15 protein-coding genes are annotated in these 18,350 nt (G+C 74.7%); 7 read left to right on the top strand and 8 right to left on the bottom strand.

All coding sequences use genetic code 11. The features are described 5' to 3' along the window. Positions 1 to 169 precede the first annotated feature (169 nt). From AB0M03_RS07345 to rsmH, 3 genes are all read right to left on the bottom strand, one after another. A complete protein-coding gene (locus tag AB0M03_RS07345; RefSeq protein ID WP_363489405.1) occupies positions 170 to 2,281 on the bottom strand; it encodes a penicillin-binding protein 2 in 2,112 nt (703 codons plus the stop codon). Further along, a complete protein-coding gene (locus AB0M03_RS07340) occupies positions 2,278 to 2,724 on the bottom strand; it encodes a cell division protein FtsL (protein WP_363489403.1) in 447 nt (148 codons plus the stop codon). Before AB0M03_RS07340 ends, AB0M03_RS07345 begins: the two co-directional genes overlap by 4 nt. Positions 2,725 to 2,926: 202 nt before the next feature. Then, positions 2,927 to 3,895 carry a 16S rRNA (cytosine(1402)-N(4))-methyltransferase RsmH gene (gene rsmH / locus AB0M03_RS07335; RefSeq protein WP_363489401.1) on the bottom strand — a complete coding sequence of 323 codons (969 nt, stop codon included), beginning with the start codon at positions 3,893 to 3,895 and terminating at the stop codon, positions 2,927 to 2,929. Between the two features lie 520 nt (positions 3,896 to 4,415). On the opposite strand from rsmH, the gene AB0M03_RS07330 reads away from it, so the two are divergent. From AB0M03_RS07330 to AB0M03_RS07315, 4 genes are all read left to right on the top strand, one after another. Next, a complete protein-coding gene (locus AB0M03_RS07330) occupies positions 4,416 to 4,955 on the top strand; it encodes a carbonic anhydrase (protein ID WP_363489399.1) in 540 nt (179 codons plus the stop codon). Between the two features lie 405 nt (positions 4,956 to 5,360). Beyond that, complete coding sequence (locus AB0M03_RS07325) at positions 5,361 to 6,311, top strand: MoxR family ATPase (protein ID WP_363489462.1); 951 nt, start codon at positions 5,361 to 5,363, stop codon at positions 6,309 to 6,311. 1 nt (position 6,312) lies between these two features. After that, the gene (locus tag AB0M03_RS07320; RefSeq protein ID WP_363489397.1) at positions 6,313 to 7,656 is read left to right on the top strand and encodes a DUF58 domain-containing protein; all 1,344 of its coding nucleotides are present in this window, start codon (positions 6,313 to 6,315) and stop codon (positions 7,654 to 7,656) included. Then, complete coding sequence (locus AB0M03_RS07315) at positions 7,653 to 10,085, top strand: DUF3488 and transglutaminase-like domain-containing protein (protein WP_363489395.1); 2,433 nt, start codon at positions 7,653 to 7,655, stop codon at positions 10,083 to 10,085. Before AB0M03_RS07320 ends, AB0M03_RS07315 begins: the two co-directional genes overlap by 4 nt. Before the next feature lie 101 nt (positions 10,086 to 10,186). Here the strand turns inward: AB0M03_RS07315 and AB0M03_RS07310 are convergent, their stop codons facing one another. The 3 genes from AB0M03_RS07310 to AB0M03_RS07300 form a co-directional block, all read right to left on the bottom strand. Further along, positions 10,187 to 10,570 carry a DUF3040 domain-containing protein gene (locus AB0M03_RS07310; protein ID WP_363489393.1) on the bottom strand — a complete coding sequence of 128 codons (384 nt, stop codon included), beginning with the start codon at positions 10,568 to 10,570 and terminating at the stop codon, positions 10,187 to 10,189. A gap of 273 nt (positions 10,571 to 10,843) precedes the next feature. Continuing rightward, a complete protein-coding gene (locus AB0M03_RS07305) occupies positions 10,844 to 11,596 on the bottom strand; it encodes a methyltransferase domain-containing protein (protein ID WP_363489391.1) in 753 nt (250 codons plus the stop codon). A 225-nt stretch (positions 11,597 to 11,821) separates the two neighbouring features. Further along, positions 11,822 to 12,346, bottom strand: coding sequence for an SAV_6107 family HEPN domain-containing protein (locus AB0M03_RS07300; protein WP_363489389.1), 525 nt, complete (start codon positions 12,344 to 12,346; stop codon positions 11,822 to 11,824). 620 nt (positions 12,347 to 12,966) lie between these two features. Between AB0M03_RS07300 and AB0M03_RS07295 the strand changes: the two genes are divergently transcribed. Then, entirely contained in the window at positions 12,967 to 13,575 is a 609-nt protein-coding gene (locus AB0M03_RS07295) for a DUF4126 domain-containing protein (RefSeq protein WP_363489387.1), read from the top strand. 69 nt (positions 13,576 to 13,644) lie between these two features. Continuing rightward, positions 13,645 to 15,030: an NAD(P)/FAD-dependent oxidoreductase gene (locus AB0M03_RS07290; RefSeq protein ID WP_363489385.1), complete on the top strand. Its 1,386-nt coding sequence runs from the start codon at positions 13,645 to 13,647 to the stop codon at positions 15,028 to 15,030. Between the two features lie 3 nt (positions 15,031 to 15,033). Here AB0M03_RS07290 and AB0M03_RS07285 read toward each other — a convergent pair whose 3' ends face one another. Together AB0M03_RS07285 and metF are read right to left on the bottom strand one after the other, a co-directional pair. After that, positions 15,034 to 15,867 carry a hypothetical protein gene (locus AB0M03_RS07285; RefSeq protein WP_363489383.1) on the bottom strand — a complete coding sequence of 278 codons (834 nt, stop codon included), beginning with the start codon at positions 15,865 to 15,867 and terminating at the stop codon, positions 15,034 to 15,036. A gap of 83 nt (positions 15,868 to 15,950) precedes the next feature. Next, the gene (gene metF, locus AB0M03_RS07280; RefSeq protein WP_363489381.1) at positions 15,951 to 16,865 is read right to left on the bottom strand and encodes a methylenetetrahydrofolate reductase [NAD(P)H]; all 915 of its coding nucleotides are present in this window, start codon (positions 16,863 to 16,865) and stop codon (positions 15,951 to 15,953) included. Between the two features lie 184 nt (positions 16,866 to 17,049). Here metF and AB0M03_RS07275 point away from each other — a divergent pair, with 184 nt between their 5' ends. Beyond that, positions 17,050 to 18,156 carry a polyprenyl synthetase family protein gene (locus tag AB0M03_RS07275; RefSeq protein ID WP_363489379.1) on the top strand — a complete coding sequence of 369 codons (1,107 nt, stop codon included), beginning with the start codon at positions 17,050 to 17,052 and terminating at the stop codon, positions 18,154 to 18,156. The last annotated feature ends 194 nt before the right edge of the window (positions 18,157 to 18,350 follow it).

The following is an 18,350-nucleotide window of genomic DNA, read 5'->3' as shown; positions in this document are numbered from 1 at the left end:
GCCGCCGGGCTGGAGGGGCGGGGCGGGCTCGCGGAGATTTGATCGGGTTTCGGCACGGCGGGCAGGGTATCGGCCGAAGGGCCTCCAGGGCCAAACCGGGCGGGGGTGCCCCCGTCGTTCCGCCCCGCCGGGCGCGGGTGGCTGCTGCGGTGGTCGGGGGCGTCGCTCATCAGGGCTTCCACTCGACGGGCAGGTTCGGCGCCGCACTGCCGCTCGGCGCGACCCGCAGGGTCTTCAGGGCGAACTCCATCACCTGCTTGAACACCGGACCGCAGAGCTGGCCGCCGAAGTGGCCGTTGACCGGGTTCTGGATGACGCAGGAGACCGTCACCCGGGGCTGGTCGGCCGGTGCGAAGCCGATGAAGGAGGCGGTGTAGCCGGAGTACCGGCCGGTCTTCGGGTCGACGCGGTTGGCGGTGCCGGTCTTGCCGGCGACCCGGTAGCCGGGGATGGCCGCCTTGGTGCCGGTGCCCTGCTCGTCGGTGACGACGGACTCCAGCATCTCGGTCAGCGTCTTGGCGGTCGCCTCGCTCACCACCCGGGTCTGTGCGCCGGCCTGGGCCTGGGTGTAGCGGCCGTCGGGGCCGGTGGTGCCCATGACCAGGCTCGGCGCGACCCGCACCCCGCCATTGGCGATGGTGGAGAACACCGAGGTGGCCTGCAGGGCGTTGACCGACAGGCCCTGCCCGAACGGGATGGTGTACTGCTGCGAGCCCTTCCAATCCTCCGGCTTGGCCAGGATGCCGCGGGTCTCGCCGGGGAAGCCGAGGCCGCTGGGCTGGCCGATGCCGAACTTCTGCAGGTAGCCGCCGAGCACCTTGTTGGCCTCGGCCTGGTTCTTGCCCAGGTGTTCGGCGGCCTCGATGGTGCCGATGTTGGAGGACTTGGCGAGCACGCCGGCCAGCGTCAGGTACCAGGTCTCGTGGTCGACGTCGTCGTGGAACACCCGGTCGGAGCGCTGCAGCGTGTTCGGCACGGTGACGTGGGTGTCCCAGGTCGCGGTGCCGGTGTCGAGCACGGCGGCCATGGTCATCAGCTTGGCCGTGGAGCCGGGCTCGTAGGCGTCCTGGACGGCGGCGTTGCCGAGCTGCTCGGGCCGGGCGGTGGACAGCTTGTTCGGGTCGAGGCCGGGCGAGGTGGCCATGGCGAGGATGCGGCCGGTCTTCACGTCCTGGACGACGACGTAGCCCTTCTCCGCCCCGGCGTTGGCGACCTGGTCGGTGATGGCCCGCTGGGCGGCCCACTGGATGTCCTTGTCGACGGTGAGCCGCAGGTCGGTGCCGGGCACCGGGGCGTGCTGGCTGCCGCCGGAGCTGGGCACGATCCGGCCGCCGACCGAGGCGTAGGTGGAGCGTCCGTCGACGCCCGCCAGGTCCTTCTGGAACTGCAGTTCCAGGCCGCCGGTGCCGGTGCCCTCGGCGTTGACGAAGCCCACCAGGTTGCCCGCGAGGTCGCCGGCCGGGTAGACCCGCCGCTTGCTCGGCGAGTAGACGACCCCGGCCAGCGTGTTGGCGCAGGCGGTGTCGACCGAGCTGCGGCCGCCCTTGTCGGCGGGCTTGCCGAGCAGCTGGCGCTGCGCCCGGCAGGCCTTGGTGTCGGCCTGCTTGGCCAGGTTGGCGCGCAGGTCGGAGATCCGGTTCTTGGCCTCCGGGGTCTGCCGGGCGGCGAGCAGCGCGTAGCGGCTCTTGGGGTTCTTCGGGTTGAGGTGGAGCAGCCCGGCGATCTTCTCCTTGGGCAGGTCGAGGATCGGCGCGAGCAGGGCGGCGGCCTGCTCGGGCGCGTCCGGGACGTGGGTGGCCTCGGGGGTGAACAGCGTCGGGTCGGCGGTGATGTCGTACGCGTCCACGGTGGTGGCGAGCACGGTGCCGTCGGAGGCCGTTATCGAGCCGCGCTCCGCGGAGAGCACGACCGGGACGTACTGGTTGGCGCCGGCCTCGGCGGCCAGCGCGTGGGAGTCGAGCAGCTGGAGCTGGACGAGCCGGCCGGCGAACACCGTGAAGACCACGACCAGGGCGATGCCGGCGGCCCGCAGCCGGCGGCGCGGGTCGGCGAGGCGGATCATGCGCGGCTGCGGGCGGGCCGCGGGCCGCTGCGGGCGGCGGGCCGCGGGGCGGGCGGCGCGCGGGTCGCCGCCGCGGCGGGGTGTCTGACGGGCCTGGTCGGCGGAGCGCGGGCGGGGGGCGCGGACGCGGTCGGAGGGGTTGCGGCCGGCCTCGCCGGACCGGGCGGGGCGGGGCGGTCGGCGGTCGCCGGGGCCGTGCGGCCTGCGGGGGGTGCTCATCGGGCGCCCCCGGTACGGGTGGCGGTGGCGGCGGGCGGGGCCGGTGCGATCTGCACGCCGTCGTCGGAGGCGGACGGGCCGGGGCTCGGGCTCGCGCCCGCGTTGGGGTCGGCGGGTGCGCCCGAGGAGGAGGGGGCGGCAGCGGAGGCGGTGTCCTCGGGGCGCTTGACCGGCGGGCTGTCCTGGGCCTGGCCGGGCTTGCCGAGCACGGAGCCGTCGTCCTGCAGGAAGGCCGGGCCACCGCCGGGGACCATGCCCAGTTCGCGGGCGCGGCGGGCGAGGGCGTCCGGGGCGGCGTCGCGGTCGATCTGGGCCTGCAGGCCCTGGCGCTCGTCGGTGAGGTCGGTGGTCTGCTTCTTGAGCCGGGACAGCTCGAAGGAGCCCTCGTTGAGGGCGGTGTTGAGCGCCAGCAGGCCGAGCAGGCCGGCCGAGAGCAGCACCACGATCAGGACGGCGAAGGGGGTCCGTCCGCGGACCGACCGGGACCCGGGCCCGGCGGTGATCCGCCCCCGGCCCGCCTGCCCCGGCAGTGCTCCGCTCCTCCGGGTCCGCCCACCCCGCCCGCCCACGGGCAGCACGGGCCCACCGCCGGCCACCGGCACTGCGCCCTCCCTCTCGCCGTTCCTCGCTCGTTCGTCCACCCGGTCAGCCCCGGGTCGCCCTGATCCTCTCCGCCACGCGCAGCCGGACGGGCGCGGCGCGCCGGTTCTCCTCGATCTCCTCCTCGGTGGCCAGCACCGCCCCGCGGGTGTGCAGCTTCAGCCAGGGCTGGTGCTCCTCGGGTACGAACGGCAGCCCGGGCGGGGCGGTGGAGGTGGCGCCGGCCTGGAAGTACTGCTTCACCAGGCGGTCCTCCAGGGACTGGTAGGACATCACCACGATCCGCCCGCCGACCGCGAGGCGTTCCAGCGCCCCGGGGATGGCCCGGTCGAGCACCTCCAGCTCCCCGTTGACCTCGATCCGCAGGGCCTGGAAGGTGCGCTTGGCCGGGTTGCCGCCGGTGCGCCGGGTCGCCGCCGGGATGGCGTTGCGTACCAACTCCACGAGACGCGCGCTGGTGGTGAACGGTTCCTTCTCCCGTTCGCGGACGATCACCGAGGCGATCTTCCCGGCGAACCGCTCCTCGCCGTACACCTTGAGGATCCGGGCGAGGTCGCCGTGGCTGTAGGTGTTGAGGACCTCGGCGGCGCTCAGGCCGCGGGTCTGGTCCATGCGCATGTCGAGCGGGGCGTCCTGGGCGTAGGCGAAGCCGCGGTCGGCCTCGTCCAGCTGCATGGAGGAGACGCCGAGGTCGAACAGGACGCCCTGGACCTCGCGGATGCCGAGGTCGTCGAGGACGCGCGGGATCTCGTCGTACACGGCGTGCACCAGGGTGGCGCGGTCGCCGAAGGGGGCGAGGCGCTCGGCGGAGAGCTCCAGCGCGACCGGGTCCCGGTCGACGGCGACCAGCCGGGCCTCGGGGAACTGCGTGAGGATCGCCTCGCTGTGGCCGCCGAGGCCGAGCGTGGCGTCCACCACGACCGCGCCGGGGGCGGAGGCCGCCGGGGCCAGTGCGTCCATGCAGCGCTGCAGCATCACCGGGACGTGCCTGGGTGCCGGACTCTCGTTGCTCATTGCGCGGTGGCGCCCTTCCTCGGTGCGGCCGCCCGGGCCCGGACGGCTGGCCCCATTCTCGCCCACCGCCGGGACGCCTCCCGCAGCCGGTCGCGCACGCAGCCCGCGGTCCCCGCCCGCTCGCCTGGGGAAGGGGTGACCGCCCGGCACCGGGGAAGGTGCGCCAGGTGGCACAGGAGCGGGTGGAGGCCGCGGGCTGCGTACGGGTGGCCCCGGCGCCGGCCCGGGGGCGTCGGCGGGGCGTACGGGCAGTGCTCCACTGCGCCGCCAGACTATCGCCCGGGCCGGGCGAGTCAACGCTCCCCGGCGGCGGACCACCCGGGCGGAGGTACGGCTCCTCGCAGGTGGGGGGCGGCGCACCGGGGCGGGGGCGGCCGGGCGCACCGGACGGCCCCGCGCCGGGCAAAACGGGAGCAAGTCCGCAATCCCTCCCGGGCCCGGGCCGCGGCGGGCTATGGACTCGATCACAGCACCGGGCCGCCCTCACCACGGCACTGGAATTCGGATTACCTTCGTCACCATGACAGTGACCCCCGACCGTTCCGCGCCGGACGCCGCTGCCGGCACCGTTTCCGGGATCATCGACCGCTTCGTGGACTCGAACCGCACCTATGCGGTGGACTTCCGCGACGGCGGCATGGACGCCCGCCCCGTGCAGAAGGTCGCCGTGGTGGCGTGCATGGACGCCCGCCTCGACCTGTTCGCCGCGCTCGGCCTCGAACTCGGCGACGCCCACATCATCCGCAACGCGGGCGGTGTCGTCACCGACGACACGATCCGCTCGCTCACCATCAGCCAGCGTGCCCTGGGCACCCGCTCGGTGGTGCTGATCCACCACACCGGCTGCGGTCTGCTCGGCCTGACCGAGGACTTCCGCCGCGAGCTGGAGCTGGAGGTCGGCCAGCGCCCGCAGTGGGCGGTGGAGGCCTTCGTGGACCTGGACGGCGACGTCCGCCAGTCGATGGAGCGCGTGCGCACCTCGCCGTTCCTGCCGAACAAGGACGACATCCGCGGCTTCGTGTTCGACGTCCACACCGGTCTGCTCCGCGAGATCGTCTGAGACCTCCGAGTCCGCGTTCGCCCCGGCCGGGGCGAACGGCCGCCACCGACCCGGCCAGCGCCGTCCGGGTCCCACCTCGCCCCGGGGTGGCCGGTGTCGTGCCGGGACGAACCGGGACACTGCACGCGTGTCGCCCGTGCGAGTGACTTCCGGCCGCCCGACAGGGAAGAATGCCGGTGCAGGCCCGGCCCCGTTCCACCTGGGGCGGCCTTGCCGCACGCCCACCGCCCGTGCCACTCCCTCGACGGAACCGCACGCCCGCCCGGGCGGCGCCATCTTGGTGGGCCGGCGTCCACCGCCGGCACAAGCGGTCCACATGGGAGCGAACGGGTGACGACCTACAACACGCAGGACACGGCGGGTGCGACCCGCTCCGACGGCTTCGCGGCGCGCAGGCCCGCAGGCCTGGGGGAGCTGAGCGCGGTGGCCGAGCGGATCCGCGCGTCGGTGGAGAGCGTCATCGAGGGCAAGCCCGAGGCCGTCCGGATCGCCCTGACCGTGCTGCTGGCCGAGGGCCACCTGCTGCTGGAGGACGTGCCCGGCGTCGGCAAGACCATGCTCGCCAAGGCGCTGGCCCGGTCGGTGGACTGCACGGTGCGCCGCATCCAGTTCACCCCGGACCTGCTGCCCTCCGACGTGACCGGCACCAACGTCTTCGACCAGAACCAGCGGGACTTCGAGTTCCGGCCGGGCGCGATCTTCGCGCAGATCGTGGTCGGCGACGAGATCAACCGCGCCTCGCCGAAGACCCAGTCGGCGCTGCTGGAGTCGATGGAGGAGCGCCAGGTCACCATCGACGGCACCAGCTACGAGCTGCCCTCTCCGTTCATGGTGGTGGCGACCCAGAACCCGGTCGAGATGGAGGGCACCTACCCGCTGCCCGAGGCGCAGCGCGACCGCTTCATGGCCCGGGTGTCGATCGGCTACCCCAGCCCGGACGCCGAGTTCGCCATGCTCGACGTGCACGCCGGCGCCAACCCGCTGGACGACCTGCAGCCGGTCGCGCACGCCCACGACATCCTCAAGCTGATCGACCTGGTCCGCACGGTGCACGTGGCGGACGCGGTCCGCCGCTACGCGGTCGAACTGGTCGCCGCCACCCGCAACCACCCGGAGCTGCGGCTCGGCGCCTCGCCGCGGGCCACCCTGCACCTGGTGCGCGCGGCCCGCGCCTCGGCCGCCCTGGACGGGCGCGACTACGTGGTGCCGGACGACATCCAGGCGCTGGCCGTCCCGGTGCTGGCGCACCGCCTGCTGCCGACCGCGGAGAGCCGGCTCAGCCGCCGCAGCTCCGAGCAGGTCGTGCTCGACCTGGTCGCCAGGATGCCGATCCCCCGTCCTCAGGGGCGCGGCTGACGTGGCCGCCGGCGAGAACCCTCCGCCGCCGGCCGGGCAGACCCCGCACGGCCTGCGGTCGGGGCTGCACGGCCTGACCACCCGGGGGCGTTCGTTCCTCGCCGCCGGGATCACCGCCTCTCTGTGCGCGTACGTCTTCGGGCAGGACGCGCTGCTGCGGGTCGGGGTGCTGCTGGCGGCGCTGCCGCTGGCGGCGGCCCTGGTGCTGCTGCGCACCCGCTACCGGGTGGCGGGCGGCCGGCGGCTCACCCCGCACCGGACCCCGGCCGGCCACGAGGCCCGGGTGCACCTGCGGCTGGACAACGTCTCCCGGGTGCCCACCGGCGTGCTGCTGCTGGAGGACAAGGTCCCGTACATGCTGGGCCCGCGGCCGCGGTTCGTGCTGGACCGGGTGGAGCCGCACGGGTACCGCGAGGTCTCCTACCGGGTCCGCTCCGACCTGCGCGGCCGCTACCCGCTGGGGCCGCTGCAGCTGCGGCTGGCCGACCCGTTCGGGATGTGCGAGCTGACCCGTTCCTTCAACGCCTCCGACACGCTCACCGTGGTGCCGCAGGTGCAGCAGCTGCCGCCGGTGCGGCTGCCGGGCGAGCGGGCCGGGCACGGCGACACCAACGCCAGGGCGCTGGCCCTGGCCGGTGACGACGACGTGATCCCGCGCGAGTACCGGCACGGCGACGACCTGCGCCGGGTGCACTGGAAGTCCACCGCGCGCTACGGCGAGCTGATGGTCCGCCGCGAGGAGCAGCCGCTGCAGGCGCACGCCGCGGTGCTGCTGGACACCCGGGAGATCGCGCACCGCGGCAGCGGTCCCGGCTCGTCCTTCGAGTGGGCGGTGTCCTGCGCCGCGTCCGTCGGCATCCACCTGATCGAGCGCGGCTACCGGACGCGCCTGATCACCGACACCGGCCGCTGCGTGCCCTCCTCGGGCAGTTCCTCGCCGACCACCCCGGTCGAGGCGAGCGGGCTGCTGCTGGACGAGCTGGCCGTCGTCGAGCACTCCGACGGCGGCGGGCTGGCCCGCGCCGAGGAGGTGCTGCGCAGCGGCGAGGGCCTGCTGGTGGCGATCGTCGGCAGTCTCGACGAGGAGCAGCTGGAGCGGCTGTGCTCGCTGCGCCGCCGGGCGGCCGGCGCGGTGGTGTTCCTGCTCGACACCGCCACCTGGGCGGGCCTGCGGCACCTGCTGCCGGACACCGCCGACAGCACGTTCGAGGAGCAGCAGAAGCTGCTCGGCCGGGCCGGCTGGACGGTGGTGCCGGTGAAGGCCGGAGCCTCACTGCCCGAGCTGTGGCGTACGGCCGACCGCACCGAGCAGTCGGGCCCCTACCGAGACGAGGTCGGCGCGTGACCACCCGGGCCAGGTTGACGATCTGCGCGGCAACGGCGACCGCGCTCACCGCGATGTGCCTGCTGCCGCTGCTCACCACGCACGGGTGGGCGGGGCACGCGCTCCTGATGATCATGGTCGCGGCCGGCGCGGGCTCCGGGCTGCGCCGCCTGGCGGTGGCGGGCTGGGCGGTCACGCCGGTGCAGCTGCTGGTCGTGCTGTACGTCCTGATGCTCACCTCGGTGCGCAGCTCGATGGCCTGGGGCCTGCTGCCGGGCGGCCGGGCGCTGGACGCGCTGGGCGGCCGTCTGGGCCAGGCCGGGACCGACCTCGCCCAGTACTCGGTGCCCGCCCCGGACACGCCGGGGCTGCGGCTGGTGCTGGTCGGCTCGGTCGCGCTGATCGCGGTGCTGGTGGACGCCCTCGCGGTGACCCACCGGCGGGCGGCGGCGGCCGGTCTGCCGCTGCTGGCGCTGTACTCGGTGGGCTGCGGCCTGTCGGGCCTGGGGTCCGGGGCGTGGATCTGGTTCCTCCCGGCGGCCGGCGGCTACCTGCTGCTGCTGCGCGCCGAGGGCCAGGACCGGCTGTCGCGCTGGGGCCGGGTGTTCAGCGGCACCGGCAAGGCCACCAACTCGCCGCCGGTGCACAGCGGGCACCGGGTGGGCGTGGCGGCGCTGGTGCTGGCGCTCGCGGTGCCGGCGTTCCTGCCGCAGGCGGGGCTCGGGCTGGTGGGCGGTCTGGCCGGCAGCGGCGGCTCCGGGTCCGGCATCGGCAGGGGCGGGCAGGTGACCTCGCTCAACCCGGTGGTGGCGCTCACCGAGAGCCTGCACCGGACGGATCCGGTGCCGCTGCTGCAGTACCGCACCAATGCCAGCACGGTCGGCGAGATGTACCTGCGGATCGGCGCGCTGGACGAGTTCAACGGCGTGGACTGGCGGTTCTCGCAGCAGAAGCTGCAGCAGCGCCCGGACCCGCTGCCGAAGCTCGAGGGGCTCTCGCCCGCGGTCGCGATCTCGCAGGCCGAGACCGACGTGTCGATCTCGGAGAACCTGCGCACCGACTGGCTGCCGATGCCGTACCCGGCGTCCCGGGTGTCGGTGCCGGGCTCCTGGCGGTACGAGCCGGAGACCCGCGCCCTGGTGGGTGCGGACGGGCAGAAGACCGACGGCGTGAAGTACTCGGTGAGCAGCCTGCAGGTGGAGGCCACCGCCGAGCAGCTGCGCTCGGCAGGCCCGGTGCCGGCCGACCTGCCGGCCAAGTACCTGCAGCTGCCGCAGACGCTGCCGGCCGAGGTGTCGAAAACGGCCCGGACGGTCACGGCGGGCAAGGACACCGCCTTCGACCGGGCGGTGGCCCTGCAGGAGTGGTTCACCTCCTCGGAGTTCCACTACGACACGGACATCGAGGCGGGCACCGGCAACACCGCGATCCTGAAGTTCCTGCAGGACCGCCGGGGCTTCTGCGTGCACTTCGCGTCGACCATGGCGGCGATGGCCCGCTCGCTGGGCATCCCGGCGCGGGTGGCGATCGGCTTCACGCCAGGCAGCTCCAACGACGGCAAGGTGTACGTCGTGCGGTCGACGAACTACCACGCGTGGCCGGAGCTGTACTTCGCCGGCACCGGCTGGGTGCGCTTCGAGCCGACCCCGGCGGCCGGCCAGGGCGCGATCGTGCCGAGCTACACCCGCGAGCAGGTGGAGCCCTCCCCCGGCGCGACCACCGCGCAGCCCGGCGACGTGCCGAGCGACGCGGCCTCGGCGGCGCCGGGTGCGACGAACAGCTGCGGCGGCGGGCACCGCATCGAGGACTGCGGGGAGCAGCAGACCGCGGCCGACCAGGCCGTCGGCAACGAGCCCTGGTGGCAGTCCTGGCGGGCGCTGGCGACGTTCTCGGTGGTCGGTCTCGCACTGCTGCTGCTCGCCGTGCCGGCGCTCTGGCGGGCGCGGCTGCGGCGGCGCCGGCTGGGCTCCGGGCGGCACCTGCCGGGCTCCGACCGGATCGGGCTCACCGACGAGCAGGTCCTCGCGGCCTGGCAGGAGCTGGTCGACTCGGCCTGGGACCTCGGCATCCCGCCGGACGACGCCAGCACGCCGCGCCGCACGGTGGCGCGGATCGCCGAGATCGGCTCGCTGGACCCGGACGCGCGGGCGGCGGCCGGCCGGGTGGCCCTGGCCACCGAGCAGGTGCTGTACGCCCGGGAGACGGGCCCGCTGTCGCCGCTCGGGGCGGACGTCCGGGCGACCCGGGAGGCGCTGAGCGCCTCGGTCGGCCGCTACGGGCGGGCCCGGGCGGTGCTGCTGCCGCCATCCACGGCACGGCTGTGGTGGCGGGCCACCGAGCGGGTGTCGGCCGCCCGGGAGGCCGTCGGCGAGCGCTGGGACCGGCTGGCGCAGCCCGTCCGCCGGGCCGTCCGCAAGGCACTGCGCCGGCCGCCCGCGGACGGCGGGTAGCCGCGCGGGGCCGCCGGGAAGGCGAACCGCCGGGGGCGGGCAGTTCGGTGAACTGCCCGCCCCCGGCGGTTGTGTCTGCTGCTGTTGTGTCGGCTCGGGTCCTAGAGGCCGTCGTGCTCGTCGCGACGGCGTTGCCAGCGCTGTTCCATCCGGTCCATCACGTTCGCCTTGCGGCGGGGAGCGGGGGATGCCTTGGCGCCCGATCCGTGCCCGAGGGCACCGCGCCGCCAACCGGTCACGGCAAGGACCGCGCAGCCAAGCATCACCAGGAAACCGATCACGCTCACCCAGATCAGTTGGGCGACCATGCCTCCCATGAGGAGGCCTATGCCGGCCACGAACCCTGCGGCGGCCAGGTAGACCCTCCGACGGGTGTAGGTGCGCAGCCCGGTTCCCTCAAGCGCTGACGCGAATTTGGGATCTTCGGCGTACAGCGCTCGCTCCATCTGCTCGAGCAGTCGCTGCTCGTGCTCCGAGAGCGGCACGGAGTCCTCCTACTCGTCGGTCGCGGGGCGACCGGTCCGCCACCCCTGGGCCTGATCCTGTGTGGTCCATATGCCCCAGGCGTTCGGGTGTCATGCTTTCCGGCTTTACCCAGATCATACGGTCCGCAGGCGCTGTTCGGGGTGGTGGTGGACACGTGCCATCGGCCACTTCGGTGCGGTCCTGCACCGGTGCCAACGCCGCGGCGGCCGCACAAGTGCCCGGGTGGTCGGAATCGGTGCAGTCCAGGGCCGCCGCTGCGGCCCCGGACCGGATCAGACCAGAGCGGCGAGCAGGTGCAGCTGGGTGGCGACGGCGTGGAAGGCGGGCTGCTCGGCGGCGGCCTGCTCCAGCTTCAGCAGGGCGTCCATGGCGCCGGGCTCGGTGTCGACGAGCACGCCGGGGACGAGGTCGGCGAAGACCCGTACGCCGTGCACGGAGCGCACCTGGAGGCCGGCCGCGGCGGCCAGGGCGGCGAGCTCGTCGCCGGTGAAGCGGCGCGGCATGGGGTCGCCGGTGCCCCAGCGGCCGTCCTCGGCGTCGAGCACGGTGCGGGCCTCGGCGAAGTGGCCGGCCAGGGCGCGGGCGAGCACCGCGCCGTTGCGGTTGGCGGCGAGCAGGCTGACCAGGCCGCCCTTGCGGAGCGTCCCGGTGAGGTTGCCGAGCGCCTCGGCCGGGTCGTCGACGACCTCCAGCACGCCGTGGCAGAGCACCACGTCGGCGGAGCCGCCCTCGACGACCTCGGGCAGGGTCTGGGTGTCGCCCTGGACCGCGCGGACGAGGTCGGTGACACCGGCCTCGGCGGCGCGGCGCTCCAGGGCGAACAGGGCGTCGGGGCTGGGGTCGACCACGGTGACGCGGTGGCCGAGCCGGGCGACGGGCACGGCGAAGTTGCCGGTGCCGCCGCCCGTGTCGAGGACGTCCAGCACCGGCCGGTCGAGCTCCGCCGCGCGCTGCTCCAGCGCTGCGCACAGCACCTCCCAGACCACAGCGGTACGCAGGGCACTGCGGGGACGCGTCGGGTACACGGCGGGGCTCCTCGGTACTGGGGTGGATCACCGAACGCCACCACCTTAGACCGCCCGGCGACAGGGCCCGCGGCGTCGCGTGCCGACGGCTCTCTCCCTCCTTGCCCGCCACCGGGCAGGAGGGGCCCATCTTGCCCCGCGCTCCCTGCCGCCGGCCGATCCTGGGCCCTGCACAGCCCGCCGACGGCGCCCTCGGCACGCACTGCCGGGCGGGGCGGCGGCCGGTCAGTCCCCGCCGAGCGGTAAGGGCTGCTGGGGGAGGGACGGGTGGAGGTCGAGCAGGCGCTCCACGATGCGCAGGTACAGGCCGGTGTTCCGGATCAGGTCGTCGGCGTCCCGGGCGCCGGCGGCACTGCGGATGCCCGCCTCGGCCGCCGCCCGGCGGCTTGCGCCGGCGGCGAAGTAGGAGGCCCACTCGGCGAGTTCGGGGGCGACCTGGGGCAGCAGCTCCCAGGCGCTGCGGATCGCCTGCCGGCGGCGCGGGTTGCGGTCGGGGCGGCCGCGGACGGCCAGCACCGCCGCGGTGGTGCGCAGTGCGGCCAGGTGCGCGGTGGCGTAGCGCTCCAGCGGGTCCGGCATGCTGCGGGCGGCGGTCAGGGTGCGGTGGGCCTGGCGGAGCAGGTCGAGGGCGGCGGGCGGGGCGGCGGCGCGGCGCACCACCGGGTGCACGTCGGCGGCGCGGTTGCGGTCCACGGGCAGGGTGTCGGCGACAGGGTGGCGGGTGACGCGCTCGGGGCGGCTGATGGTCATGGTCTCCCCCGGTCCGATGCGGGTGCCCGGGCCGGGCGGCCCGCGCCCCTCCAGCGTGGCAACCGCCACTGACAATCCCGGGTGCGAACGGCCCTGTGACGGATCGGGTGGGGCCGGTGCGGCCGGGCGGGCAGGCAGGACACGCGGGGGGCGGGGAGCGGCGGGGGCGGCAGGCCGCGGCCGGAGCGGCTCCCCCGTGCCGCCCGGCCGGGCGCTGCCGCCCCGCACGTCCGCCGGAGGCCGTTCCCCCGGCCCCCGGTCCTCCCCCGGCCGGGCCGCCCCCCGGACCGCGCTCCGCCGCCCCGTGTCGGCGGTGCGCGGCCCCGATCGGCCCGTACGCACGACCGGGCCTGGCCCGCCGGTCCCCCACTGGCGGCGGTCGGCCCCGGTCGTTCCCGGACGGTGCCTCGCAGCGGCTCCGTCCGGTGTCCACCACTCTGTCGTCCCCGCAGGTCACCGACCATCCGTCGGCGTACTCATTCGCGGATCTGAGTATCCGTACTCAGATCGCCGGCGACCGCGGCCGCGGGAACCGGCAGGGCGCCCGCTGCGTCCTTGGACCACCGGTACGGTACGTCCCGACCGCCCGGTGTCGGGCGGCCTGCCGGAGGGGAGCAGAGTTGAGCATCATCCCGTTGGTCTTCACGAGCGGCTGGGCGAGCGGTGTCAACGCCTATGCCGTGGTGCTGTTGCTCGGCCTGTTCGGCCGGTTCGGCGGCGCCGAGTCGGTGCCGCCCGCGCTGGAGCGCACGGACGTGCTGATCGCCGCCGGGGTGCTGTTCCTCTGCGAGGCGGTGGCCGACAAGATCCCGTACGTGGACTCGGTGTGGGACGCGGTGCACACCGTGATCCGCCCGGCCGCGGGCACGGTGGTCGGCGTGCTGCTGGCGAGCAACGACCCGGGCTCGCTGAGCGAGATCGCGGCGGGCGCACTCGGCGGTACGACGGCGCTGGTCAGCCACGGCATCAAGGCCTCGCTGCGGATGGCCGTCAACACCTCGCCGGAGCCCGCCTCCAACATCGTGGTCAGTGTGCTGGAGGACCTCTCGGTGGCCGGCCTGGTCACCCTGGCGATCTTCCACCCGTGGGTGGCGGCCTCCGGCGCCGCGGTGCTGCTGGTGCTCGGCGTGCTGCTGGTCTGGTTCGCGGTCTCCCGCATCCGCCGCTTCCTGCAGCGCCGCCGCGAGCGCAAGGCCGCCCGCGCGGCAGCCGTCCAGCCGCAGTACTGACCGGGCAGGGGTGCCCCGGGTGGCAGCCCCCGAGTGACCTGCGCGGGCTCGCCCGTAGACTCGGCGCCCATGGCACGGATCGTCATCATCGGCGCAGGCATGGCCGGGCTCGCCGCAGCGTCCAGGCTCGGGACCCTCGGGCACCGGGTGACGGTCTGCGAGGCCGCGCAGACGTACGGCGGCATGGTCGGCCGGTACGAGCGGGACGGCTTCGCCTTCGACACCGGGCCGGGCCTGCTCAACCTGCCGGCGGTCTACCGCGACCTGGCGCTGAAGACCGGCAGGGAGCCGCTGGAGGAGCTGGTCGACCTCGTCCCGGTGGACCCGGAGAGCCGGCACCTCTTCCCGGACGGCACCGATCTGGTGCTGCCCAACGCCTCCCGCGGCGGCGTCGCCAAGGCCCTGGACGAGGCCTTCGGCGCCGGCTCGGGCGAGCGCTGGGGCGAGGTGATGAACCGCGGCCGCGCCGTCTGGGAGGCCACCCGCCGCCCGCTGATGGAGGAGCCGCTGCCCGAGGGTCGCCTCACCGACCCGTACCCGCGGCCGCCGCGGCGCGGCCCCGCCAAGTGGCTGCCGCGCGGCTCGTACAGCCTCGCCGACGTGGCCCGGCGCGAACTCGGCGGCCACCCCGGGCTGACGGCGCTGCTCACCGAGTACGCCACCCGCTTCGGCCTGGACCTCGACGCCCCGGCGGGGGCGACCGTGCTGCCGTACATGGAGCAGTCCTTCGGCGTCTGGTACGTCCGCGGCGGCATCCGGGCGCTGGCCGACGCGGTGTTCCGCCGCTGCGAGCAGCGCCGGGTGGATTTCCGCTTCGGCACCCGGGTGGCCGAGGTGCTGACCGAGGACGGCCGGGCCTGCGGGGTGCTCACCGCCGACGGCGAGCGGATCGGGGCCGACCTGGTGCTCTCCTCCTCCGCCGACCCGGGCCTCGGGTGGGAGAAGCCGGGCAGCGGGCTCGGCCGGGTGACGGTGCTGCTGGCACTGCGCGGCGGACGGCCCGAGGGCACCGTGCACCGCACGGTGGTGCACGCCGCGGGCGCGAGCTGGGAGACGGACGCACTGATCCACGAGGAGAGCGTCCCCGAGGGCCCGACCGTGCAGGTGCTGCGGCCGGACGACCCGGCCCTGGTGCCGGACGCCGGGCACGAGGCGGTCACCCTCACCGTCACCTGCGGGGTGCGGGAGGGCGACGACCTGGACGCCTACGCGGGCCACCTGCTGGACCACCTCGCCGAGTCCGGGCTGGACCTGCGGGAACGGGTGCTGTGGCGGGAGGTGCGGTCCACCCCGTGGGTGCCCGTGCCCTCACTGGCGGGTGGCACCCTCAACCCGCCGAACGAGTCCGGCGTCCCGGGCCTGTACCGGATCGGCGGCGGCGCCCACCCCGGTGGCGGGCTCGCCCGGGTCGGCATGTCCGCCTCGATCACCGCCGGGCTGATCGGCCCGGCCTGACGCTCAGCCCTGCTGCTGGTAGTCCCAGGTCTGCTGCTGGTGGTGGCCCTGCTGCTGCGGGACGACCGGCTGCTGTTGCTGCTGCTGGTACTCCCAGCCCTGCTGGTAGTAGTAGCCCTGCTGCTGGGCCTGCTGCGCCTGCTGGGCGGCGAACTGCTGCGCGGCGTACGGGTCCTGCTGGTACTGGGCGTAGGCGGCCTGCTGGGCGTACTGGTCCTGCTGCTGGTACTGGGCGTGGGCGGCCTGCTGCTGCGCCGCCCACTGCTGGTCCCAGCCGTAGCCGTAGCCGGCCTGCTGCTGGCCGTACGCGTCCTGGTAGGCGGGCTGCTGCGGGACGGCCTGCTGGGTCCAGGCCTGCTGCTCCTGCTGGTGGTACACCTGCTGCTCGGCGTACACGCCGTCGTCGGCGATCTCCTCGACCTCGGCGTACGCGGCGCCCAGCAGGTCGGGCTCGACCGGGCCGACCTCACCGACGGTCGACGGCTCGGGCACGGCGACCGCCGCGGCACCGGCCGCACCGCCGGTGGCGGCGCCGAGCAGGGGGACACGGGCCAGCGGGCCGGGCAGCGTCCCGTCCGGCCGGCGCAGCGACCAGCCGGCGACGAAACCGCGCTTCACCGAGGTGGTGACGAAGAACTGGCCGGCCGCGAAGGCGGCCGCGCCGGCGCCGATGACCAGCACCGACTGCAGCCGCATGCCGGAGACCACGGTGAGGAAACCGGCCAGGGCGACACCGCGCCACACCACCGGGGCACGGTTCTGCAGCAGCAGCTCGGCGATCAGCCAGAGTGCGACGACCGCGAGGGCGGCGTACAGCAGCAGGTATCCGATGCCCATCCGCTACCTCCAGTCGTGCCCCGGCCGTGCGGCGACTGTACAGGCTCCGGGCGAACACCACCGCATCCGCGACAGCCCCGGATTCAGCGCTGGTGCAGGCCCAGGTTCTGGTAGATCTCCAGGGTCGAGGTGGAGTGGTTGAGGGTGATGAAGTGCAGGCCCGGAGCGCCCTCGGCGAGCAGCCGCTCGGACATCGCGGTGGCGTGCTCGATGCCCACCGCCCGCACCGCCTCCGGGTCGTCGGCGACGGCCAGGAAGCGCGCCTTCAGCTCCTCGGGGAAGTCCGAGCCGGACAGCTGCGGGAAGCGCTCCAGCTGCCGGATGTTGGTGACCGGCATGATCTCCGGGATGATCGGCGTCACGCAGCCGACCGCGGCGACCCGGTCGCGCAACCGCAGGTAGTCCTCCACCTCGAAGAACATCTGCGTGATCGCGTAGTCGGCGCCGGCCCGGCACTTGGCGACGAAGTGCCGGATGTCGTCGTCCCAGTTCTCCGAACGCGGGTGCATCTGCGGGAAGGCGGCCACGCCCACGCAGAAGTCGCCGATGCCCTTGATCAGCTCCACCAGCTCGTAGGCGTAGGTGACGCCGTCGGGGTGGCGGACCCACGCGCCCATCGGGTCGCCGGGCGGGTCGCCGCGCACGGCGAGGACGTTGCGCACGCCCGCGTCGGCGTACTGGCCGATGATGTTGCGCAGCTCGGCCACGGAGTGGTCGACGGCGGTCAGGTGCGCGACCGGCGTCAGCGTGGTCTCGGTGGCGATCCGGCCGACCATGTTGACCGTCCGGCCGCGCGAGGAGCCCCCGGCGCCGTAGGTCATGCAGACGAAGTTGGGGTCGAGCGCCTCGACGCGGCGGATCGCATCCCACAGGCGGCGCTCGGCGGCCTCGTTGCGCGGCGGCATGAACTCGAACGAGAACGACCGGTCGCCGGCCGCCAGCAGGTCCCGGACGGTCTGCGCGCGGTCGGTCCGGGTGGAGGGGATGCCGAGTGCCATGCTGGCAGGCTATCGGTCCGCCGCGGAGCGTGACCAAACGCAGTCCACTGAATGAGATACGCACGTGGGACACGGGGTGACGCAGGTCATCCGGCCGCAGCAGAGGCGGGGGCCGGCGCACCGATTCGGAGGCCCCACCGCCGCCGGATAGGCTGATTGTCAGCCCAGCGACCCGGAGTACACCGTGCCCTCCCCCACCAGCCTGCCGGCCAACCCGATCGACCGGGAGGCCGTGCGCGAGCGCGTCAACCACGCCCTCGCCGCGTTCATGGACGGCCGGAGCGCCCTGCTCGCCGGCATCTCCCCCCAGCTCGGGCCGGTCTCCGAAGCACTGCGCGACTTCCTCCTCGACGGCGGCAAGCGGCTGCGCCCCGCCTTCTGCTACTGGGGCTGGCGCGGAGCCGGCGGCCCCGCCGACCACCCCGGCATCGCCAACGCAGCCGCCGCCCTCGAACTCCTCCAGGCCAGCGCCCTCGTCCACGACGACCTGATGGACCGCAGCGACACCCGCCGCGGGCTGCCCTCCGTGCACCGCCGCTTCGAGGCCGTGCACCGCGAGCACGGCTGGCGCGGCGACCGCGAGCAGTACGGCGCCAGCGCGGCCGTGCTCCTCGGCGACCTGCTGCTCATCTGGTGCGACGAACTCTTCCAGTCCTCCGGGCTGCCCGACGAGGCCGTCCGCGCCGCCAAGCCCGTCTTCGACCTCATGCGGACCGAAGTGATGGTCGGCCAGTACCTCGACGTCCTGGAGCCCGTCGCCGGCGACTCCGCCGACGACGGCGCCCTCGACCGGGCGCAGACCGTCCTCCACTACAAGTCCGCGAAGTACACCATCGAACGGCCGCTGCAGACCGGCGCCCTGCTCGCCGGCGCCGGACCGGAACTCGTCGAGGCCTACAGCGCGTTCGGGCTGCCGCTCGGCGAGGCCTTCCAGCTCCGCGACGACCTCCTCGGCGTCTTCGGCGACCCCGCCGTCACCGGCAAGCCCGCCGGGGACGACCTCCGCGAGGGCAAGCGCACCCTCCTCGTCGCCCACGCCATGCGGGGCCTCTCCCCCGCCGACGCCCGGCACCTCGACGAACGCCTCGGCGCGGCCGACCTGGCCCCCGAGGAGATCCCCGTCCTGCGGGCGCTGGTGGAGCGCAGCGGAGCCGCCGACCGCGTCGAGGCGCGCATCGACGAACTCGTCCACCAGTCCCTCACCGCCCTCGACGCCGCCCCCCTCGCCGACGGCCCCGCCCGCCCCACCCTCCTCGCCCTCGCCGAAGCCGCCACCGTCCGGAAGCACTGACCCGGAGAGCTCGATCAGGGGCGCGGGGAACTGCGCAGTCCGGGCTGGGCCCACCGAGCCAGAACGGCAAACCACAAGAAGGGGCGCGGGGAACTGCGCAATTCGGATGCGGGTCGTCGTACGGAAACCGGCTCGGCCCGTACCGTCGTGATGCCCGCTCTCGGACTGCGCAGTTCCCCGCACCCCTGACGGGC

The organism is Kitasatospora sp. NPDC051914, assembly GCF_040680995.1.
GTDB lineage: Bacteria > Actinomycetota > Actinomycetes > Streptomycetales > Streptomycetaceae > Kitasatospora.
The sequence above is the reverse complement of the archived record's forward strand: the minus strand, read 5'-3'. Positions and strand labels throughout refer to the sequence as shown.

Bases quoted from the DNA above. Each gene is read 5' to 3' on its own strand.
- metF (WP_363489381.1), bottom strand. From the start codon at position 16,865: ATGGCACTCGGCATCCCCTCCACCCGGACCGACCGCGCGCAGACCGTC.
- AB0M03_RS07330 (WP_363489399.1), top strand. From the start codon at position 4,416: ATGACAGTGACCCCCGACCGTTCCGCGCCGGACGCCGCTGCCGGCACC.
- AB0M03_RS07290 (WP_363489385.1), top strand. From the start codon at position 13,645: ATGGCACGGATCGTCATCATCGGCGCAGGCATGGCCGGGCTCGCCGCA.
- AB0M03_RS07285 (WP_363489383.1), bottom strand. From the start codon at position 15,867: ATGGGCATCGGATACCTGCTGCTGTACGCCGCCCTCGCGGTCGTCGCA.
- rsmH (WP_363489401.1), bottom strand. From the start codon at position 3,895: ATGAGCAACGAGAGTCCGGCACCCAGGCACGTCCCGGTGATGCTGCAG.
- AB0M03_RS07345 (WP_363489405.1), bottom strand. From the start codon at position 2,281: ATGAGCACCCCCCGCAGGCCGCACGGCCCCGGCGACCGCCGACCGCCC.
- AB0M03_RS07300 (WP_363489389.1), bottom strand. From the start codon at position 12,346: ATGACCATCAGCCGCCCCGAGCGCGTCACCCGCCACCCTGTCGCCGAC.